Source organism: Comamonas odontotermitis, from assembly GCF_040396735.1.
Lineage (GTDB): Bacteria > Pseudomonadota > Gammaproteobacteria > Burkholderiales > Burkholderiaceae_C > Comamonas > Comamonas odontotermitis_C.
Map to the genome: position 1 here is coordinate 39,924 of NZ_JBEBNZ010000022.1, position 18,725 is coordinate 58,648.

The 18,725-nt window shown below is 62.7% G+C and carries 16 protein-coding genes; 6 read left to right on the forward strand and 10 right to left on the reverse strand.

The annotated features are described in order from the left end of the window. Window positions 1-87: 87 nt before the first annotated feature. On the reverse strand, window positions 88-1,440 hold the full coding sequence (locus tag ACH2DG_RS16660; protein WP_395027531.1) for a heavy metal sensor histidine kinase: 1,353 nt from the start codon (window positions 1,438-1,440) through the stop codon (window positions 88-90). Continuing rightward, window positions 1,437-2,126 carry a heavy metal response regulator transcription factor gene (locus tag ACH2DG_RS16665; RefSeq protein ID WP_395027532.1) on the reverse strand — a complete coding sequence of 230 codons (690 nt, stop codon included), beginning with the start codon at window positions 2,124-2,126 and terminating at the stop codon, window positions 1,437-1,439. The genes ACH2DG_RS16660 and ACH2DG_RS16665 overlap by 4 nt, the downstream gene beginning before the upstream one ends. A gap of 264 nt (window positions 2,127-2,390) precedes the next feature. Here ACH2DG_RS16665 and ACH2DG_RS16670 point away from each other — a divergent pair, with 264 nt between their 5' ends. The 4 genes from ACH2DG_RS16670 (at window position 2,391) to ACH2DG_RS16685 (ending at window position 8,873) form a co-directional block, all read left to right on the forward strand. Then, entirely contained in the window at window positions 2,391-3,728 is a 1,338-nt protein-coding gene (locus ACH2DG_RS16670; RefSeq protein ID WP_395027534.1) for a TolC family protein, read from the forward strand. A 2-nt stretch (window positions 3,729-3,730) separates the two neighbouring features. Then, window positions 3,731-5,113, forward strand: coding sequence for an efflux RND transporter periplasmic adaptor subunit (locus tag ACH2DG_RS16675; protein WP_395027536.1), 1,383 nt, complete (start codon window positions 3,731-3,733; stop codon window positions 5,111-5,113). 14 nt (window positions 5,114-5,127) lie between these two features. Further along, a complete protein-coding gene (locus ACH2DG_RS16680; protein WP_395027537.1) occupies window positions 5,128-8,286 on the forward strand; it encodes a CusA/CzcA family heavy metal efflux RND transporter in 3,159 nt (1,052 codons plus the stop codon). 242 nt (window positions 8,287-8,528) lie between these two features. After that, entirely contained in the window at window positions 8,529-8,873 is a 345-nt protein-coding gene (locus tag ACH2DG_RS16685; RefSeq protein ID WP_395027539.1) for a DUF4148 domain-containing protein, read from the forward strand. Between the two features lie 172 nt (window positions 8,874-9,045). Here ACH2DG_RS16685 and ACH2DG_RS16690 read toward each other — a convergent pair whose 3' ends face one another. The 4 genes from ACH2DG_RS16690 to ACH2DG_RS16705 all read right to left on the reverse strand — a co-directional run bounded on the left by ACH2DG_RS16690 (window position 9,046) and on the right by ACH2DG_RS16705 (window position 13,274). Further along, the gene (locus ACH2DG_RS16690) at window positions 9,046-10,110 is read right to left on the reverse strand and encodes a hypothetical protein (RefSeq protein ID WP_395027541.1); all 1,065 of its coding nucleotides are present in this window, start codon (window positions 10,108-10,110) and stop codon (window positions 9,046-9,048) included. Further along, window positions 10,107-10,703: a sigma-70 family RNA polymerase sigma factor gene (locus ACH2DG_RS16695; RefSeq protein WP_395027542.1), complete on the reverse strand. Its 597-nt coding sequence runs from the start codon at window positions 10,701-10,703 to the stop codon at window positions 10,107-10,109. Before ACH2DG_RS16695 ends, ACH2DG_RS16690 begins: the two co-directional genes overlap by 4 nt. 112 nt (window positions 10,704-10,815) lie before the next feature. Further along, window positions 10,816-11,841: a hypothetical protein gene (locus ACH2DG_RS16700; protein WP_395027544.1), complete on the reverse strand. Its 1,026-nt coding sequence runs from the start codon at window positions 11,839-11,841 to the stop codon at window positions 10,816-10,818. A gap of 221 nt (window positions 11,842-12,062) precedes the next feature. Next, window positions 12,063-13,274, reverse strand: a complete 1,212-nt coding sequence (locus ACH2DG_RS16705; RefSeq protein ID WP_395027546.1) for an ABC transporter substrate-binding protein — start codon at window positions 13,272-13,274, stop codon at window positions 12,063-12,065. Between the two features lie 265 nt (window positions 13,275-13,539). Between ACH2DG_RS16705 and ACH2DG_RS16710 the strand changes: the two genes are divergently transcribed. Further along, complete coding sequence (locus tag ACH2DG_RS16710; protein ID WP_395027548.1) at window positions 13,540-13,818, forward strand: hypothetical protein; 279 nt, start codon at window positions 13,540-13,542, stop codon at window positions 13,816-13,818. Between the two features lie 15 nt (window positions 13,819-13,833). Continuing rightward, entirely contained in the window at window positions 13,834-15,894 is a 2,061-nt protein-coding gene (locus tag ACH2DG_RS16715; protein ID WP_395027549.1) for a VC_2705 family sodium/solute symporter, read from the forward strand. 226 nt (window positions 15,895-16,120) lie between these two features. Here the strand turns inward: ACH2DG_RS16715 and ACH2DG_RS16720 are convergent, their stop codons facing one another. The 4 genes from ACH2DG_RS16720 to ACH2DG_RS16735 all read right to left on the reverse strand — a co-directional run. Beyond that, window positions 16,121-16,474 carry an FKBP-type peptidyl-prolyl cis-trans isomerase gene (locus ACH2DG_RS16720; RefSeq protein WP_224149606.1) on the reverse strand — a complete coding sequence of 118 codons (354 nt, stop codon included), beginning with the start codon at window positions 16,472-16,474 and terminating at the stop codon, window positions 16,121-16,123. Between the two features lie 105 nt (window positions 16,475-16,579). Then, on the reverse strand, window positions 16,580-16,888 hold the full coding sequence (locus ACH2DG_RS16725) for a helix-turn-helix domain-containing protein (protein ID WP_224149605.1): 309 nt from the start codon (window positions 16,886-16,888) through the stop codon (window positions 16,580-16,582). A gap of 243 nt (window positions 16,889-17,131) precedes the next feature. Beyond that, complete coding sequence (gene fdhD, locus ACH2DG_RS16730) at window positions 17,132-17,959, reverse strand: formate dehydrogenase accessory sulfurtransferase FdhD (protein WP_395027551.1); 828 nt, start codon at window positions 17,957-17,959, stop codon at window positions 17,132-17,134. Between the two features lie 134 nt (window positions 17,960-18,093). Then, window positions 18,094-18,725, reverse strand: a 632-nt coding sequence (locus ACH2DG_RS16735) for a sigma-70 family RNA polymerase sigma factor (RefSeq protein ID WP_395027553.1), incomplete at its 5' end; no start/stop codon positions are given.

The window sequence follows — 18,725 nt, forward strand, 5'->3', positions numbered from 1 at the left end:
ATCGCAAGAGTGAAAGATCGAAAGCCAGTCAGTTGCCTGACTGGCTTTTTTGTCGCCGCTTGCGGGGTTGAGATTGCAAAGGTGTTGCTAGCTGGCAGGAAGAATGATGCCAATCCGGGTGCCGTCCTCGTCGGACTCGGCAAACACCGAGCCGCCATGCATCTTGGCAATGGCTTGAACAATGGCCAGCCCCAGGCCATGGTTGTGGTCGGCATTGTGGCGCGATGAATCTGCGCGGTAAAAGCGTTCGAACAGGTGGCGAAGGTGTGTGGCGTCGATACCCGCACCCTCATTGCGCACGGTGATCACCGCCTCCTGGTGGTCGGCTTGCTGCCGGTTGCGAAGCTGTATCACGACCACCGAGCCCGCGCTTGCATAACGGGTTGCGTTGCTGAGCAGGTTGGAGAGGGCGCGGCGGATCAGGGGCGCATCGATGGGCGCGCTTGCATCTCCATCGACTTCGATCCGCAAGTTGGCCTCCAGTGCCACTGCCTCGTAGAAATCGGCCACCTCCGAAGCAACGGGCCCCAGGCGTGCGTATTTCTTCTCCCGCGCGCCTGCGCCCCGGTCGGCTCTGGAGAGGAAAAGCATATCGCCCACAATGCTGGCGATGCGGCGCAGGTCTTCCAGATTGGACTCCAGCACCTCCCGCATTTCTTCCACAGGGCGGGGCTTGCGCAGCACCACTTCGGAACTGCTGATCAAGGTGGCAAGCGGTGTGTTCAGCTCATGCGCCACATCGGCGTTGAAGGATTCGAGCTGGCGGTAGGCATCGGCCAGCCGGTCGAGCAAGGCATTGAACTGTGTCACCAGCGGATGCAACTCCTGGGGCAAGGCGCTGCCATCGAGGCGCTTCTCGAAATCCTTGGCAGTGATCTCGCCGATCTGGGTCACGAGCGCCTTGATCGGGTGCAGGCTTTTTTTAACCAGCAACCGGCCGAACAGGGACAGGATGAGCGAGCCAGCCACCATGGAGGCGAAGAGCGTCCAGGCCAGTGACCGGAGCAGCGCGTCATCGGGCCGCCGGTCCATCACCAGGGTGGCGTTTGCGCTCAGCAGCTGTTCGGACTGCTCCGAATAAAAGGACACCCTGAATGACCGCTCGATCGAGTGGTGCGCTGGAAAGGACGCAGTGCGGCTGTCGAACAGGGTGTTTCCGGCATCGTCCCTGATGTAGACCGCATAGTCTCCATGCCCTGCCAGAAAATCCGTGAGCATGTGCTGCAGCGACTTGGTTCGGTGCTCCTGCAGGTCATCGGCGAGCACATGGGTGAGCGAGGCCTGCTTCTGGTCCAGCATCTCCTGCTGCCGCACGGACAGCGTATGGTCAAAGACCAGATAGACCGCCAGACTGACCGCACCCAGCCCCAGCATGGTGAGTATGGCCAGCCAGCGGAAAAGGTATTTTCCAAGGTGGGGAACGGTGGCTGCAGCACTCATCCGGCGGCCCTGACCTCCAGCACATAGCCCATGCCGCGCACGGTCTGGATCAGCGGGGTGTCGAACGGATGGTCCACCTTCATGCGCAGGCGGCGCACCGCAACCTCCACCACATTGGTTTCGCTGTCGAAGTTCATGTCCCACACCTGCGATGCCAGCTCCGTGCGAGAGAGCACCTCGCCCTTGCGGCGAAGCAGCAGGGCCAGCAGGTTGAATTCCTTGGCCGTGAGGTCCAGCCGGGTGCCCGCGCGCGTAGCCTTGCGGCGGATCAGATCCAGCTCCAGATCGCCTTCGCTGAGAATGGTGGGCTCGGGTGACTGCTGGTGCATGCAGGTTCTGCGCAGCAGTACCTGAATGCGCGCCACCAACTCAGAGAACGCAAAGGGCTTGACCATATAGTCATCGGCGCCACTTTGCAGGCCACGCACCCGGTCTTCCACATCGGAGCGGGCGGTGAGCATCAGAACCGGGGTGGCTTTCGACTGCCGCAGCGCAGCGAGCACGGCAAACCCGTCAATACCGGGCAGCATGCCATCCAGAACGATGAGGTCGTATTCCAGCTCCATTGCCATGTGCAGGCCATCCACACCATTGATTGCGGTATCGACCGTATAGCCTTCCTCGGAGAGGCCCTTGCGCAGGTACTCCCCCAGCTTCGCTTCGTCTTCAATCAAAAGCAATCTCATGTGGCAGATTGTCTGGCATTTGAAACAAAAATGCAGATTACAAATTTGTAATCTGCCTGACGGCTTCGTGTCGCCGTCGGATTCATAGAGTGCCTGCAAGCGCGCATTGACCCTCGTCGACGTAGTGCACGTCACAGTGCGCATGGCTGGGAGTGCATGGCGAATGCATGAGACCGTCTGGGCGTCCGATCCGTACTTTGGTGCAGGCAGGACGCGCAAGTGCAGGGAATGTGTGCGCGAACTTCGATTTCTGGAGAAGCTCACATGGCGACCCCGCTCTATGGCCGGCTCATAGGCCCAATGCATATCAAGACGCTTTCGCTTGCCATCCTGGTAGCGTCAGCCTTCGTTCATCCCGCGCAAGCTGCACCTGGCTGGGCTTCTCCGCCTGAGGCACCTGCAAGCGCTTCCGGGGCGGCTGCCGTGGCCCGGGCTGAGACCACGCTCTCTGCAGCATGGGGCAAGGCATTGGCTGCCAACCCTGGACTGCAGGCCGCACGCCATGGCGCAGAAGCCAGCAGTGGCGCTGTGCTGCAAAGCCAGGCACGGCCCAACCCCGAACTGGCCTACAGCCAGGAAGACACCCGCTCATCGTCGCGTTCGAGCACGGTGCAGTTGAACCAACTGGTCGAGCTGGGCGGCAAGCGCGAGGCGCGCATCCAGGTGGCCGAGCGGGAAAGGGATGTTGCCAACAGCGCGGTATTGGAGGCCAAGGTGGCGCTGAGGTTTCAGCTGGTGAGCCAATTCAATGAGTTGCTGCTGGCCCAGCAGCGGGTGGATTACGCCGCCAAAACGCACGCGCTGGCGCAGCAATCGGCAGACGCTGCAGCCCGGCGGGTGGAGGCAGGCAAGGTGCCTCCGCTGGAAGCCAGCCGTGCACAGGTGGCGCAGGCCAATGCGCTGCTGGAGCTGAACCAGGCACGCTCCAATGTACTGGTGGCGCAGCAGAATCTGGCAGCGCTGTGGGGGGGGCAGGCCCGGGAGGTGGGCGTGGCGACCGGTGATTTTTCTGCGGTTGCCGAGCCACCCAACTTTGATGACATCGATGTGCTTCTGAACAACGCCCCCGGCATTGCAACGGCTCGCCTCGCGCTGGAGCAGAGCCGCGCGGCATCCAACCTGGAGCGCAGCAAGCGTGTGCAGGATCTGACTGTCAGCCTGGGGGTCAAGCGGGCCAAGGAAGTGGGGCGCAACCAGATCGTGTTCGGCGTCAGCATTCCACTGCCATTGTTCGACAGCAACGAGGGCAACCAGCTTCAGGCCTTGCGCAAGGTGGACCAGGCGGAGCAACACCTGCAGGACGTGCGGCTGCAGATACAGACCCAGGTGTTTGCGGCGCGCCAGCAATTGCTCAGCAGCAGCAGCCAGGTTCAGTTGCTTCGCAGCCAGGTGGTGCCGACGGCGCAGTCGGCGTACGAGCTGGCGGTGCGCGGCTTCAGCCTGGGCAAGTTCAGCTTTCTGGATGCCCTGGATGCGCAGCGCACTCTATTCGACAGCCAGCGCCAATTGCTGGAGCAGCTCAACGCCTCCCACAAGGCGCGCGCGGAAATCGACCGTCTTTTGGGTTCGCCCATCGTGGATCTTGCAGTCACTGGAATCTGAATATGTCCGAAAAAACCAAATTCGACGCCTCTCTCTCGTCCTCCCGGCAATGGATAGCGGTTGCCGCAATCCTTGCCACCGGCATGGTAGGGGGCGCACTCATTCTGCGGCCGGCAGCAAAATCTTCTCCGGCGCAGACGCAGGAGGCAGGGCACGCCGAATCCCACGCACATGGCGACGGGGAACACCACGGGGAGAGCACAGCACCCGAAAAAGCCCACCAGGATGCAAACCAGCACCAGGATGGAGAACACCACGAAGAAGACGCGAAAAAGGCCACGCCGGCTGCCAGTCGCAAGGCAGAACCCAAGGCGGAAGAAGCGGGCCATGGCGAAAAGGAGGAGGAAGGGCATGTCAAGCTCAGCCCCGTGCAAGCCAAGGCGGCAGGTATTGTGGTGGCACAGGCGGATGCGGCATCCATCCGCAAGGAGATGGTGCTGTCGGGCGAAATCCGTTTTGACGAGGACCGCACCGCGCACGTGGTGCCCCGGGTGCCGGGCGTGGTGGCTTCGGTGCACGCGCAGCTGGGCGAGCGGGTTGCCAAGGGGCAGTTGCTGGCGGTGGTGCAGAGCGCGGCGGTTTCAGACCAGCGCAGCGAGCTGCAGACCGCACAAAAGCGCCTGTCGCTGGCGCGAACGACCTACGACCGCGAGAAGAAGCTGTGGGAGGAGCGCATCTCTGCCGAGCAGGATTACCAGCAGGCCAGAGCATCCTTGCAGGAAGCCGAGATCGCCGTGGCCAATGCCTCCCAGAAACTGTCTTCCATCGGTGCAGGCGCAGGCGGCAGCGGTGCTGGCGGTTTCAGCCGTTATGAGTTGAGGGCGCCGCTCGCTGGTGTGGTGGTCGAGAAGCACCTCACGGTCGGTGAGTCGGTGGCGGAGAACACCGCCTCCTTCACCATCTCGGACATGAGCTCGGTGTGGGCCGAGATGAATGTCTCTGCACCGCAACTGCCTTTTGTGCGCGTGGGCTCGCCCGTCACGGTGCGTGCAACAGCATTCGACTCCAGTGCCGAGGGGCACGTGGCCTATGTGGGCGCGCTGATCGGCGAGCAGACGCGCACCGCGCCGGCTCGCATTGCGCTTGCCAATCCGCAAGGTGTGTGGCGCCCAGGCCTCTTTGTCGATGTGAAGGTGCTGGCAGAAGAATCGCAGGTGCCCATTGCGGTGGATGCCAAGGCGATCCAGCAGCCCGATGGCAAGGAAAGCGTGGTGTTTGTTCCCACCGATGACGGCTACAAGGCACAGGTGGTGCAGGTGGGGCGCTCGGATGGGCGCCTTGTCGAAATCAAATCAGGGCTGAAAGCCGGGCAGGCATATGTCAGGGACGGCAGCTTCATGCTGAAGGCAGAGATGGGCAAGGCTTCTGCCGAGCACGCGCACTGAACGGGGGAGAGCACATGTTTGAGCGCATCATCCGCTTTGCCATCGAGCAGCGCTGGCTGGTTCTTGTAGCCGCTGCAGCCATGGCCGTTCTCGGCGTATTCAGCTACCAGAAGCTGTCGATTGACGCAGTGCCTGACATCACGAATGTGCAGGTACAGATAAACACCCAGGCGCCTGGCTATTCTCCACTGGAGACCGAGCAGCGCATCACCTACCCGATAGAGACTGTGATGGCTGGCCTGCCGCAGCTGGAGCAGACCCGCTCGCTGTCGCGCTATGGATTGTCCCAGGTCACCGTCATCTTCAAGGACGGCACCGACATCTATTTCGCCCGGCAACTGGTCAACGAACGCATCCAGGAGGCCAAGGAGAAGCTGCCGGCCAACATATCGCCCAGCCTGGGACCCATCTCCACGGGGCTGGGCGAGATTTACCTGTGGACCGTGGAAGCCGAAGAGGGTGCAAAGAAGGCAGATGGCTCGCCCTATACCCCCATGGACCTGCGCGAGATTCAGGACTGGGTCATCAAGCCGCAGCTGAGAAACGTGCCCGGCGTCACCGAAATCAATTCCATCGGCGGGTTCTCGAAAGAGTATCTGGTGGCCCCATCACCGGAAAAGCTGGCGTCCTACGGCATCTCCATGGACCGGATCGTGGCCGCGCTGCAGAACAACAATACCAATGTCGGTGCGGGCTACATCGAGCGGCAGGGTGAGCAGTACCTGATCCGCGCCCCCGGCCAGGCCAAGGGAATCGATGATCTCAGGGAGATCATCGTCGGCACGGCGCAGGGCCAGGCCATACGCATTCGTGACCTGGCCGATGTGGAACTGGGGCGCGAGTTGCGCACCGGGGCCGCCACGGACAACGGGCGCGAGGTGGTGCTCGGCACGGTTTTCATGCTGATTGGCGAGAACAGCCGCGTGGTCTCCAAGGCGGTGGACGAGCGGATGCAGTCGATACGCAAGAGCCTTCCCGAAGGCGTGAAGATTGTCACGGTCTACGACCGCACCACGCTGGTGGAAAAGGCCATCGCCACGGTCAAGAAGAACCTGCTGGAAGGCGCAGCCCTGGTGGTGGTCATCCTGTTCCTGTTTCTGGGCAACATACGCGCGGCCCTGATCACGGCACTCATCATTCCACTGTCCATGCTCTTTACCTTCACCGGCATGGTGCACTACCGCATCAGCGCGAACCTGATGAGCCTGGGCGCGTTGGATTTCGGCATCATCATTGACGGGGCGGTGGTCATCGTGGAGAACTGCGTGCGGCGTCTCGCGCATGCCCAGGAGCACAAGGGGCGGCTGCTGACGCGCAACGAGCGCTTTCAGGAGGTGTTTGCAGCCGCCAAGGAATCGCGTCGGCCGCTGCTGTTTGGCCAGCTCATCATCATGGTGGTGTACCTGCCGATCTTTGCGCTGACCGGGGTGGAGGGCAAGATGTTCCACCCCATGGCGCTGACGGTGGTGCTGGCGCTGGCCGGTGCCATGGTGCTCTCCATCACCTTCATCCCCGCGGCCATTGCGCTCTTCATCGGAGCGCGGGTTGCAGAGAAGGAGAACCGCCTGATGTCGTGGGCACGCAATGCCTATGAGCCGCTACTGCAGGGCGTGATGCGCATGCCCATCGTCGTGATTGCCGGTGCCGTGGTGGCGGTGGTTCTGAGCCTGGTGCTGGCATCTCGCATGGGCAGCGAATTTGCGCCCAACCTCAACGAAGGGGATTTTGCGGTGCAGGCGCTGCGCGTGCCGGGAACGAGCCTGACCCAGTCACTCGATATGCAGATGCAGCTGGAGCGCACGCTCAAGGAGAAATTTCCGGAGATCGACCGTGTCTTTGCGCGCACTGGTACGGCCGAGATTGCGGCCGATCCCATGCCGCCCAATATTTCGGACGGCTACATCATGCTCACACCAAAAGCACAGTGGCCCGATCCCAACCGCAGCAGGGATGATCTGCTGGCTGCGATTCAGGAAGCGGTGGAAGAGATTCCCGGCAGCAACTACGAGTTTTCGCAACCCATTCAACTGCGGTTCAACGAGCTGATCTCGGGTGTGCGCAGTGATGTCGCCGTGAAGATTTTTGGTGACGACATGCAGGTGTTGGAGCGCACTGCGCAAAGCATTGCTGCCATGCTGCAGAAAGTGCCCGGCTCGTCGGAGGTGAAGGTGGAGCAGACCACCGGCCTGCCCATGCTGACCGTGCAGGTGGATCGCGAGAAGGCATCGCGCTATGGGCTGAACCTGGGCGATGTGCAGCAGACCATTGCCACGGCCGTTGGTGGCCAGGAGGCTGGAACCATCTTCGAGGGCGACCGGCGTTTCGATATCCAGGTTCGCTTGCCGGAATCCATTCGCAATGATCTGGCGGCTCTTGAGCGTCTTCCCATTGCATTGCCGCAGCAGGCGAGCAGCAGGCAGGCTTTCCTGCCGCTGTCTTCGGTGGCTACCTTCAACCTGTCTCCAGGCCCCAACCAGGTCAGCCGCGAAGACGGCAAGCGACGCATCGTTGTCAGCGCCAACGTGCGGGGGCGGGACATCGGCTCGTTCGTCGCCCAGGCGCAGCGCGAGCTGGATGCGATTGCCTTGCCTGCGGGTTACTGGACGCGGTGGGGCGGCACCTTCGAGAACATGCAGTCGGCCCAGCAGCGCCTGCAGATCGTGGTGCCCGTTGCGTTGCTCCTCGTTTTCACCTTGCTGTTTGCCATGTTCGGCAACGTGAGAGACGGGTTGGTCGTCTTCACCGGCATTCCCTTTGCGCTGACGGGCGGAATACTGGCGCTGTGGCTGAGAGACATTCCGCTGTCCATCTCTGCGGCCATCGGGTTCATCGCGCTGTCGGGGGTGGCCGTGCTCAATGGCCTGGTGATGATCTCGTCGATCCGCGCCCTGCGCGAGACGGGGCTGGGCGTTCCGCAGGCCGTGCACAGCGGCGCGCTGTCTCGCCTGCGGCCCGTGCTGATGACGGCGCTTGTGGCATCGCTGGGGTTCGTGCCGATGGCGATTGCCACCGGCACGGGGGCGGAGGTGCAGCGTCCGCTTGCCACCGTGGTGATCGGCGGGATACTTTCATCGACGATATTGACCTTGCTGGTGCTGCCGCTGCTGTACCGCATGGTGCACAAGAGTGACCCTTCGGAAGATGAACTGAAGGAGCAAGCGCAGATAGCCTGATGGCTTTGCCAAGAAAACGCCATGTCCAGCCCGGCATGGCGTTTTTTATTCCGCAACGGAAGGGGCGCAGGGGTTATCGGGAAAGCGCTGGCTGCTATGGTTTGTATATTCCTTTTGTAACACGCAGGTGGCGAGAATGTCATCTTCCGGTGGGCAATCCGTCAGGGTGTTTTTTTCAGAATGGAGCCATCTCGAATGCACTCGCTTCGAGGTGTTTACAAACCTTTGAAAGGCACTTCCTCATGCGAAAGAACCGTACTTCCCTGATCGCCACCATGTCTGTTTTCGCTACGGCGTTGCTGGCAGGCAATACAGCTTTTGCGAGCAGCTACATCCACCAGACCAACACGGAAAAGGGCTATGTCACCTATCCCGAGCATTTCAAGAGCGAAAGAACCCGGGCTGAAGTGCAGGCCGAAGCGGCTGCGTTTGTGAAGCAGGGCGGCTCTGACGCGTTCCGTGGCGGCAACTTCCCACCGCGCGATACGAGCGTGGCCTCCGGCAAGACCCGCGAGCAGGTCGTAAACGAGTTCCGCTCGCAGACTCCGCAGGAGCGCAAGGCGCTGGAAGCCCTTTACAGGGGTTGATTCCTGGGAGGCAGAACACGCCTCCAGTATGCAAGCTCTGCCCCTGTTGACGGTGTGCAGGTTGCTGAAGCCTCCATGCATTGCGCATGGGAAGCCGCCCTGGTTTTGAGACCAGGGCGGCTTTTTTCATTGGCTACCCGTGCCTGTTGGCGGAGGCCGCAGCGCGTAGGGGCTAGCGGCTGTCCAGCGGCTCGGTCTGTGGCGGTGCTGGGTTCTGGAGAGGCTTGCAAACCGGGGCAGGATCGGGCAGGGGCTTGCCCGCAGCCTGGGCTTCTTCGCGGGCTTTGATGCGACGTGCTTGCTCGGCCTGTGCAGCGGCGGACAGGGTCGGGTCACAGTAGGGCAACGGTTTGGCGTTGCCGTTGGCAGCGCGGTGCTCCGCAGTAGCTGGGGGCGCAGCTTCTGCCATGCGCTCGGTTGCCGCCGTGCCGGCGTTCATGCTGGCGTCTGCATTTGCACTGCTGGAGGATTCTGCCTCTTTCACCCGGGCGCGGCGTTCCAGCTGTGGAGGTGGGGCCATCGCCACAGGAGCCGCCGGGGCGGGCATGGCGGCTGAAGGAGGCGCGGGCGTCGCTGAAGCTGTGGCAGCGTGCCTGTCGGCCATGGTAGGGGCGCGCTCAGGGGCGTGCTGCTGCACCCTGCCTGCGGAGGCTGCAGCGCCACCGCCAGCAGAAGCCGCTACCGATGGGGTGTTTGCTGCCGAAGGCGCTACACGTTCCATCGATTTTGCTTCTGATTTGGCAGCTGACGGCGCGCTTGGAGTGGGCGCTGCTGGCGCTTTTTCTTCCAGACTGGCACTTGCCGCACTGCTTGCCATGGTGTCATTGGCCATGGGCTCTGCTGCCGGGGGAGCGGATTCGCCCAAGGAGGCCGGCGCGGGGCTGTCGAGCTGCGGCGCGCCGGGCTCGTCCAGATGATGCAGGGTGAGCCAGCCCACCAGGCCGATGGCGGCCAGACTGCCAAGCGCATGGCGTAGCCAGCGGCGGTCATTGGCGGGCTCTCCGCCAAAATTGGTGCCTGCATCTGGTGCGGGCGTGAGTGCAGGTGGCACGCTGCTGGCGGCGCGCAGGGCTGCCTGCTCGCGCGCATAGGCCAGCACGCGGGCATTGGCTTCGGGGCTGGGGCCGTGTGGGCTGCCGTCTTCTGCGCTGGCTGCATGGTAGCGCTGTACCAGGTCATCCGGCGGCGTGCCGGGCGCGGGTACGGCTGCGCTGTGGGGCGTGGTGCGGTCGTTCATGCGGGCACCTTTTGCGGTTCTTCGTCGCCCGCGCCCAGGGCCTGACGCAGCTTGGCGCGTGCGTAGCGCAGGCGGCTCTTGGCGGTCTCCTGGGTCACATGGGTGGCGGCGGCAATATCGGCCACAGCCATGTCTGCCTCGGCTTGCAGCAGAAAGGCTTCGCGCTGCTCCGGCGGCAATTGGGCCAGGGCGTGGAGCAGGGCGCGGGCGATGTCCTTGCGGCCTTGCAGGCGCTCGGGATCAAAGCCGGAATTGGCAAACAGGGTTTCAGCAAGTGCCATGCCTTCGCTGGTTTCCTCATCGAGGCTGGCTTGGGGTTTGTGGCGGCGCCAGTGGTCCACCAGCTTGTGGTGTGCAAGGGTGAAGGCCCAGGTGCTGAACTTGGCGCTGGGCTGGTAGCCGGGCGCGGCATCCACCACGGCGAACCAGGTGTCCTGGGCCAGGTCATCTGCGAGGGCTGCGTTGCCGGTGTTGCGGAAAAAATAGCGCCACAGGCGCTGGCTGTGGCGGGCGTAGAGGGGCTCAAACGCGGCGGCATGGCCGCGGGCGTAGGCCAGCATCAGCGCTTCGTCGGGTTGTTGTTCGTCCACCATCGGGCCCATTATGCAAAGCTGGATGCGCAGTGCGAGCCGATGTGGAGAAAATCGCACAGCAACCCCTGCCCAGGCTGGTGCGTGCCAGGGTGGGGCGCATGGCTGCCCGCGATCAATAGCGAGGTGGGTCGGGCACATAGCTGCGCTCGGCATCGGCGGGAAAGGCATCGGGGCGGCGCTCAGGCGCGGGACGCGGCTCGCGGATCACGCCTTTGGCCACCAGGTTGGCGTAGCTGTCGTAGCGGATCCGGACGATCTGCTCGGGCCGTTGCGTGGCGCTGTCGAAATCCACCGTGCGGGTGTGCGAGGTTTCTAGCGCGCCGTGGCCGGTGCCAAGGCTTGGTGAGCGTGGCACGGCGTTGGCGGTGGCTGAAGGCGCGCGCTTGGCGGCTCTTTCTGCAGACGAGGGTGCGGGAGAGGTCTCGGCTGCGCTTTCTGCGGCAGGTGACGAGGGCGGCGGCACGGCGGCAGGAGAGGCCTGCGGTGCGGATGGCGGCACAGGCAGCGGTGCCGTGGCCGCAGCATCGGCGGTGGATTTTTCCGATTCATTCATGCGGGCTGGCGCACGTTCTTCAGTCACGGGGCTGCGGCGCGCAATCGGTGGCGGGCGCACCGGTTCGGGCACGCGCTCGCGGAACAGGGCGACGCCGATCACGCCCACGTCCAGAGGGCGGCCTGTGCGGCTGGCGTACGACGCGTCGCTTTCCGAAAAGTAGAAGGCCGCAACCTGGGACCGGCTTTTGCGCCAGCCGGTGATGGCCCAGTTTTGCCAGGGGTTGAGGACGTAGCCGTCATCCGGTGCGCTCGATGCCGTCTTGCCGTCGAGCGCATTGACGCCATCGACGCTGATGACCGCCAGAATGCGGCTGCCGGTACGGTTGGTGATATCAACGGCATAGCTGGCGCCAGGGCGGCCCGCCACCCAGTATTCGCCCTGGTGCTGGTACAGCCGCAGGGGCTGGCCCGTCGTGCGGTCCACCAGCTTGACATCGGCCAGCCTGCCGCGCGGCGTGGATGGGCTTGCATAGGCGGTGGCCATGCCTGCTGCCAGCAGGCAAGGGGTGAGCAAGGCCGAGAAAAGTGGAGACCAACGAACCCAGCAAGAATGGGCCGAGCGAGAAGGGGCGGTGGTAGGCATGGTGCATGCTCCGACGGGTTGTGATACCTGCTGAATCGGAGCAGCCGGCCTTGCGGGGTTAACTCAGCCGACGTAATTTGTATGTTTTTGTAATTTTCAATGGCAGTGCTGCGCCTCCTGCCCCTGTGCCCATGAGAAAACCCGGCGGATGCCGGGCTTGGTCACAAAGGTTTTCTTATGTGAAATCAGGCGCTGGCATATACCCAATGCGCGCCAGATGCTCACTTTTTTGCAACAAGCGAGCAGGTGCTCTTGGACAGGGGCTGGAAGGCCTTGTCACCCGGGATGGTGTCGAGGATCTTGTAGTAATCCCAGGGGCCCTTGGATTCCTTGGGCGACTTCATCTGGGCGAGGAACATGTCATGCACCATGCGGCCGTCTTCGCGCACGTAGCCGTTTTGCGAGAACACGTCGTTGATCTTCATCTTCTTGAGCTGGTTCGTCACCGCCAAGCCTTCGTCGGTGCCCGCGGCATCGATGGCCTTGAGGTACTGGGTGACGGCGGAATAGACGCTGGCCTGGTTCATTGACGGCATTTTCTTCATGCGTGCCTGGTACTTTTGGGACCAGGCACGTGATTCGTCATTGCGGTCCCAGTAGAAGGCCGTGGCAAAGGTCAGGCCCTGGCCCAGCTCCAGGCCCATGGCGTGGGCATCGTTGATGTAGATGAGTTGCGGCACAAAGGTGATGTTCTTGGTCATGCCGAACTCACGCGCCGTCTTGATGGAGTTGACGGTGTCCTGCGTGGCATTGGCCAGCGCCACCACCTGGGCCTTGCTGGCCTGCGCCTGCATCATGAAGGAAGAGAAGTCGCTGGCATTGAACGGATGGTAGACGGTGCCCAGCACCTTGCCGCCGCTCTCCTTGACGAAGTCGGTCACCGTGGCGGCGGTCACCTTGCCGTAGGCATAGTCGACCGCCAGGATGAACCAGTCCTTCTTGCCCTGCGCCATGATGCTTTCGACCGCAGACTTGCCCAGCGAGTAGGAATCGACGGTGTAGTGCACCGTGGTGGGGGCGCAGAACTCGTTGGTCAGGCCCGTGGACAGCGCGCCTGTGCTGATGGCGACCTTGTTGCGTTCCTTGGCCAGGGTGAACACGGCGCCGGCGATGGCGGAGTTGTTCAGGTCCATGATCATGTCGACGCCTTCGGCGTCCCACCACTGGCGGGCCTTGGTGCCGCCGATGTCGGCCTTGTTCTGGTGGTCGGCAAATACCAGTTCGATCGGCTTGCCCTGCACCTTGCCACCAAAGTCTTCGATCGCCATCTTGGCCGCCTCGACCGAGCCCTTGCCGCCCGAGTCGGCATACTGGCCCGACATGTCGGTGAGCACGCCGATCTTGACCTTGTCGTCCGAAATACCGGCTGCCAGCGCTGCCAGACTGGCGCAGGCCAGCATGGCGGCAACTGCAGTGGTTGTGAGATGGGTCATGGCTGTTTGTCTCCAAAATGCTTGTTGTATGCGCAAGCGCTGCGCGACGGGTGCGGCTGGCCACCGCATGGCTTGCAGAGCCGATTCAGGCTGGATTATCAAAACCAGGCGGAGGGCGCTGCACCGTGCTTCCCCCTAGAGAGGGCGCAAACCAGTCCCATCTGCGACAAAATGGCGGGGCGGTGGCTGCGCAGAATGAAGAGCCTCGCAGAGCCAACCATCCTTCAAGGACCTTGATGACCGCCCCAGCCTCAACCTATCGCCAATGACCACCGCCAACGAAAGCACCAGCCCCGAGGCGAATTCGCCCGATCCAGCGGCCGCGTTTGATTCGATGCGCTTGAACGCAGCCCATCTGTGGGTGCTGCTCGTGCTGGTGCTCAGCACCTTTGCCTGCCTGTACTGGGCGCCGCAACTCGATGCCGTCTGGGGAGCGGGTGCGGCTTACCGCTATGCTGCCTCGGGCCTGCCGGTTCTGTACGTGGTGCTGGTGGTGGCATATCTTCTGTATCTGCGGCTGCATCCGGAAAAGGACGTGCAGTAAGCAAGCACAGCTGCCATGCAAAGAATTCACAAGCTGTTCGCACTGTATCTGCTGGGCCTGGCCTGTTTCATCGGGCTGGTGGGCTGGGCAGAGCATGCCGGTCTGTCGCGCCAATGGATCGGGCCGATCTTCCTGTTTGTGCCGGTGATGATGTACGCCACCATCGGCGTGTGGGGGCGAACGGCCGATTCGGAAGAGTATTACGTGGCGGGCCGCCGCATTCCGCCCATCTACAACGGCATGGCGACTGCGGCAGACTGGATGAGCGCCGCATCGTTTCTGAGCCTGTCGGGCGCGCTGTACTTGCAGGGCTTTGCAGGCACCAGCCAGCAGCCGGGGGGGCTTGCCTATCTGCTCGGGTGGACGGGCGGCTTCGTGCTGGTGGCGCTTTTGATTGCCCCGCAGTTGCGGGCGCTCAATCTCTATACCCTGCCGGATTTCTTTCAGCTGCGGTATGGCGGCCGCTGGCCGCGCGTGATTGCGGCGCTTGCGGCGGTGATGTGTTCGTTCTCGTATGTGGTGGCGCAGATCTATGCCGTGGGCCTGATCGCCTCGCGCCTGACCGGCGTGCAGTTCGAGATCGGCATCATGCTGGGCCTGGGTGGGGTGCTGGTCTGCTCTTTCCTGGGCGGCATGCGCGCCATCACCTGGACGCAGGTGGCGCAGTACGTGATGATTCTCCTGGCATTTTTGATTCCTGTGTCCTGGCTCGCCTACCAGCGCCTGGGCAGCCCGGTGGCAGTGGCCGTCTATACGCAGGAGCTGGACAAGATTGCAGAGTACGAGAAAACCCTGCTGAGTGATCCGGCCGAGCGCGATGTGGAGCTGGTCTACCTGCAGCGCGGCATGGTGTATGAATCGCGGCTGCGCAATATTCCTGTTGCGCTTGAAGCCGAGCGCGAGCGGCTGCGTGAACTGGTGCACCAGTTGCGCATCAGCAATGCCGACCTGGGCCAGGTGCTGGCAGCGGGGCGTGAGCTGGCGGCCCTGCCGCAGGACGAAGCCACGGCGCGCGAGCAGTGGACGGCTGCCATGCACGAAAACTATGCCCGTGCCCAGCCCCTGGGCGGGATGCCGCAGCATACGGTGCCGTACGCGGTGATTCCCGGTGTGGCAGAGGCCGCGCAGGTGCAGGAGGATGTGTCGCGGCGCAATTTTCTGGCCTTGATGTTCTGCCTGATGCTGGGCACTGCGGGCCTGCCACATCTGCTGACCCGCTACTACACCTTGCCCACGCCGGCTGCGGCGCGGCGCTCGGTGGCATGGACCTTGTTTTTTGTGGTGCTGCTCTACACCAGTGCACCCGCGCTGGCGGCGCTCGTCAAGCTGCAGGTGATGCAGACCCTGGTGGGCAGCCATTTCGATGCCCTGCCCACCTGGATTGCCCAGTGGACGCGGGTGGACGGCTCGCTGCTGTCGATCGAAGACGTGAATGGCGACGGCATTGTGCAGTGGGGCGAGATACGGCTGGGTGCCGATCTGATCATGCTGGCCACGCCGGAGCTGGGCGGGTTGCCGTTTGTGGTCTCGGGCCTGGTGGCTGCTGGCGGGCTGGCTGCGGCGCTGTCAACCGCTGATGGCCTGTTGCTGACCATCAGCAATGCCCTGGTGCGCGACTTGTACCTGGTGGAGCGGGGCAAATCCGTGACGCCGCAGCAGCGGGTGATTCTCTCCAAATTCACCTTGCTGATGGTGGCGCTGGCGGCAGCCGCTGTGGCATCGGTACGCAGCTCCGGCATTCTGGTGCTGGTGTCTGCGTCCTTTTCGATAGCCGCCTCAGCCTTCGTTCCTGCAATGCTGCTGGGGCTGTACTGGAAAGGGGCAACACGCCAGGGGGCCGTCTGGGGCATGCTCGCAGGCCTGGGCATCACCTTGTATTACATGGTCGCCAACACATCGCCTGCGCGTGCGGCGGGATGGCAATCGGCCCCGCCTTCCCATCTGTGGTGGGGTATACAGCCCACGCTGGCAGCGGTTTTCGGAGTGCCTGTGGGGGTGCTGGTGATCTGGGGGGTGAGTTGCCTCACTCGCCACAAAACCGGGGTGGCAGTGGCATCAACGGAGCGGCAGCCCTAGAAATGCCCCGGTGCCTGTTTCATTTCATGGGAGCCACACCTACGCTTTGCCGATTCGTCTGCCAGTCGCTGGCAAAGTGAAAAGAAAAACTGCACCGGGCTTGCGCGCGGTGCAGTTCTTGCCGGGGATGGCATTGAAGGAAGAAACACCTCCTGAGGCGCAGCAGCGGTTGCCTGCTATCGGGCGCCAGTCATCGGGCAGTCTTTCCCCATTGGGTTGCCCGGGGTTATACCTTCAGCAGTTCCACATCGAACTTCAGCGTGGCATTGGGAGGAATCACGCCGCCAGCGCCGCGTGCGCCATAGCCCAGTTCTGCGGGGATGATGAGGGTGCGCTTGCCGCCCACCTTCATGCCTTGCACGCCTTCGTCCCAGCCCTTGATGACCATGCCGGCGCCCAGAGGGAACACGAACGGATCGTTGCGGTCCTTGCTGGAGTCGAACTTGCTGCCCTGCTGGCCATCGGCATACAGCCAGCCGGTGTAGTGCACAGTGACCTGCTGGCCCTTGGCTGCTTCTGCGCCAGTGCCGACTTCGGTGTCTTCGTACTGCAGGCCCGATGGGGTGGTGGTGAATGCCATGGTGATCCTTTGAGAATGTTCTTGCAACAGGCAATCATACCTGTCCATAAAGCACAAAACCCGCACGGGGCGGGCTTGGCATGGTTTTGTCGGGCCTGGGGTGTTCTATTTCTTGGCTTGGCCGGCTGCTACCCAGCGGGTGGCGAAGGCTTGCACGTCCGACAGGCGCTTGAGCAGGTCCTGGCCCGAAGGGGTGACGGTGTAGCCATCGCTGTTGTGATCGAGGAAACCCGCTTCACGCAGTTCCTTGATACGGGTGTTCAAGGTATTGGGAGTGATGCCGCCTACGCTGTCCTGCAGCAGTCGGAAGGTCTGTGGATGGCCGTCACGCAGTGCCCACAGCACACGCAAAGCGTATCGGCATTCCAACCGCTCGAACAGCTGGTTGATGGCGGTATTTTCCTTGGCGCTCATGTATGGTTCTCCTTGCGCTATGTTGAGGAGCGAAAGCGGCGCTTTCGCATTCAAATCCACAATATTGGGCGCGACCATAGTCGCGAGAAATATCTGCTACAAGTTTAATAGCTCTTGATCCGCAATGTATAGGCGCAGTACCCGAATCTGGGGCGATGGCGCGATAAGTGTTGCTGATATGCTACGTTTTTTGAGTGCCTCAGGGCCATCTGTGGGGCGCTGCGGGGCAGAAAGTGGTCTTTATCAATTGGCTGTATAGGCAATGGCCCTGTCACCCCGGCACAGGCCAAAAAGGCGCATGCCAGCCTGGTTCGCGACCTCTATGGCGAGGGTGGTGGGTGCAGAAATGGTCGCCAGCACCGGCAACCCCAGGCGGGCGCATTTGCGCACCAGTTCGTAGCTGGCGCGGCTGGTCATCACCACAAAACCGGCTTGCTGGAGCAACTGCTGCTGCGCCATGCAGCCCAGCAGCTTGTCGAGCGCATTGTGACGGCCCACATCTTCCATCACCAGTTGCAACTGGCCGTCTGCGGTGGCCCAACCCGCGGCGTGGATGGCTCCGGCCTGCTGGTTCAGGGGCTGCAGTGCAGGCAACTGGCGGAAGGCGATTTGCAACTGTTCCAGCCCGATGCCGCGCGCCCACGCTGCAAGCGCCAGCGGCTCGGGCACCATGTCCAGCGCGTCCATCGAATCAATGCCGCAGATGCCGCAGCCCGTGCGCCCGGCCAGCGTCCTGCGCTTTTCCTTCAGGCGGGCAAAAGAGCGGCTGGCGATGGTGATCTCCACCTGGATGCCGGGCGACTCTATATCGCCGTCGCATGCAGGGGGGGGCGCCAGTTCGATTCCGTAACAATCCTCGGCGCTGTCGATGATGCCTTCCGACAGCGCAAAGCCGAGCGCAAAGGCCTCCAGACTCTGCGGAGTGCACATCATCACTGCGTGGGATATGCCATTGAACACGAGGGCCACCGGAACCTCGGAGGCCACGGCATCTGTGCGCTGCGTGCTCAGCGCTGGGGTAAGCACGGTGGCTGGCAGGGTCTGGACGGCAGTGGGCAGGGTGGTTTCCATAGGCGCAATTTTGAACCAAAACAGCAATTCGCGCGCACCCCTGGAGTGCGTAATGCTATTGCTTCGATAGCGGAAAGGGCCACGGAAAAAACAAACCCCGCTCGGGGCGGGGTTTGCAGGGGGCGTTGAGGCGCTTAGATGAAGCTGCGCAGCTTGTCCGAGCGGCTGGGGTGCTTGAGCTTGCGCAGCGCCTTGGCTTCGATCTGGCGGATGCGCTCGCGCGTCACGTCGAACTGCTTGCCCACTTCTTCCAGCGTGTGGTCGGTGCTCATCTCGATGCCGAAGCGCATGCGCAGCACCTTGGCTTCGCGGGGGGTCAGGCCATCGAGAATGTCCTTGACCACGTCGCGCAGGCCGGCCTGCATCGCAGCATCCACGGGCGCCGTGTTGGCGCTGTCTTCGATGAAATCGCCCAGGTGGCTGTCGTCATCATCGCCGATGGGGGTTTCCATCGAGATAGGCTCCTTGGCGATCTTCATGATCTTGCGGATCTTGTCCTCAGGAATCTCCATCTTCTCTGCCAGGATGGACGCATCGGGCTCGAAGCCGAACTCCTGCAGGTGCTGGCGCGAGATGCGGTTCATCTTGTTGATGGTCTCGATCATGTGGACCGGGATGCGGATGGTGCGGGCCTGGTCGGCGATCGAACGCGTGATGGCCTGGCGAATCCACCAGGTCGCGTAGGTCGAGAACTTGTAACCACGGCGGTATTCGAACTTGTCCACCGCCTTCATCAGGCCGATGTTGCCTTCCTGGATCAGGTCCA

Bases quoted from the DNA above. Each gene is read 5' to 3' on its own strand.
- ACH2DG_RS16660 (WP_395027531.1), bottom strand. From the start codon at position 1,440: ATGAGTGCTGCAGCCACCGTTCCCCACCTTGGAAAATACCTTTTCCGC.
- ACH2DG_RS16665 (WP_395027532.1), bottom strand. From the start codon at position 2,126: ATGAGATTGCTTTTGATTGAAGACGAAGCGAAGCTGGGGGAGTACCTG.
- ACH2DG_RS16670 (WP_395027534.1), top strand. From the start codon at position 2,391: ATGGCGACCCCGCTCTATGGCCGGCTCATAGGCCCAATGCATATCAAG.
- ACH2DG_RS16675 (WP_395027536.1), top strand. From the start codon at position 3,731: ATGTCCGAAAAAACCAAATTCGACGCCTCTCTCTCGTCCTCCCGGCAA.
- ACH2DG_RS16680 (WP_395027537.1), top strand. From the start codon at position 5,128: ATGTTTGAGCGCATCATCCGCTTTGCCATCGAGCAGCGCTGGCTGGTT.
- ACH2DG_RS16685 (WP_395027539.1), top strand. From the start codon at position 8,529: ATGCGAAAGAACCGTACTTCCCTGATCGCCACCATGTCTGTTTTCGCT.
- ACH2DG_RS16690 (WP_395027541.1), bottom strand. From the start codon at position 10,110: ATGAACGACCGCACCACGCCCCACAGCGCAGCCGTACCCGCGCCCGGC.
- ACH2DG_RS16695 (WP_395027542.1), bottom strand. From the start codon at position 10,703: ATGGTGGACGAACAACAACCCGACGAAGCGCTGATGCTGGCCTACGCC.
- ACH2DG_RS16700 (WP_395027544.1), bottom strand. From the start codon at position 11,841: ATGCCTACCACCGCCCCTTCTCGCTCGGCCCATTCTTGCTGGGTTCGT.
- ACH2DG_RS16705 (WP_395027546.1), bottom strand. From the start codon at position 13,274: ATGACCCATCTCACAACCACTGCAGTTGCCGCCATGCTGGCCTGCGCC.
- ACH2DG_RS16710 (WP_395027548.1), top strand. From the start codon at position 13,540: ATGACCACCGCCAACGAAAGCACCAGCCCCGAGGCGAATTCGCCCGAT.
- ACH2DG_RS16715 (WP_395027549.1), top strand. From the start codon at position 13,834: ATGCAAAGAATTCACAAGCTGTTCGCACTGTATCTGCTGGGCCTGGCC.
- ACH2DG_RS16720 (WP_224149606.1), bottom strand. From the start codon at position 16,474: ATGGCATTCACCACCACCCCATCGGGCCTGCAGTACGAAGACACCGAA.
- ACH2DG_RS16725 (WP_224149605.1), bottom strand. From the start codon at position 16,888: ATGAGCGCCAAGGAAAATACCGCCATCAACCAGCTGTTCGAGCGGTTG.
- fdhD (WP_395027551.1), bottom strand. From the start codon at position 17,959: ATGGAAACCACCCTGCCCACTGCCGTCCAGACCCTGCCAGCCACCGTG.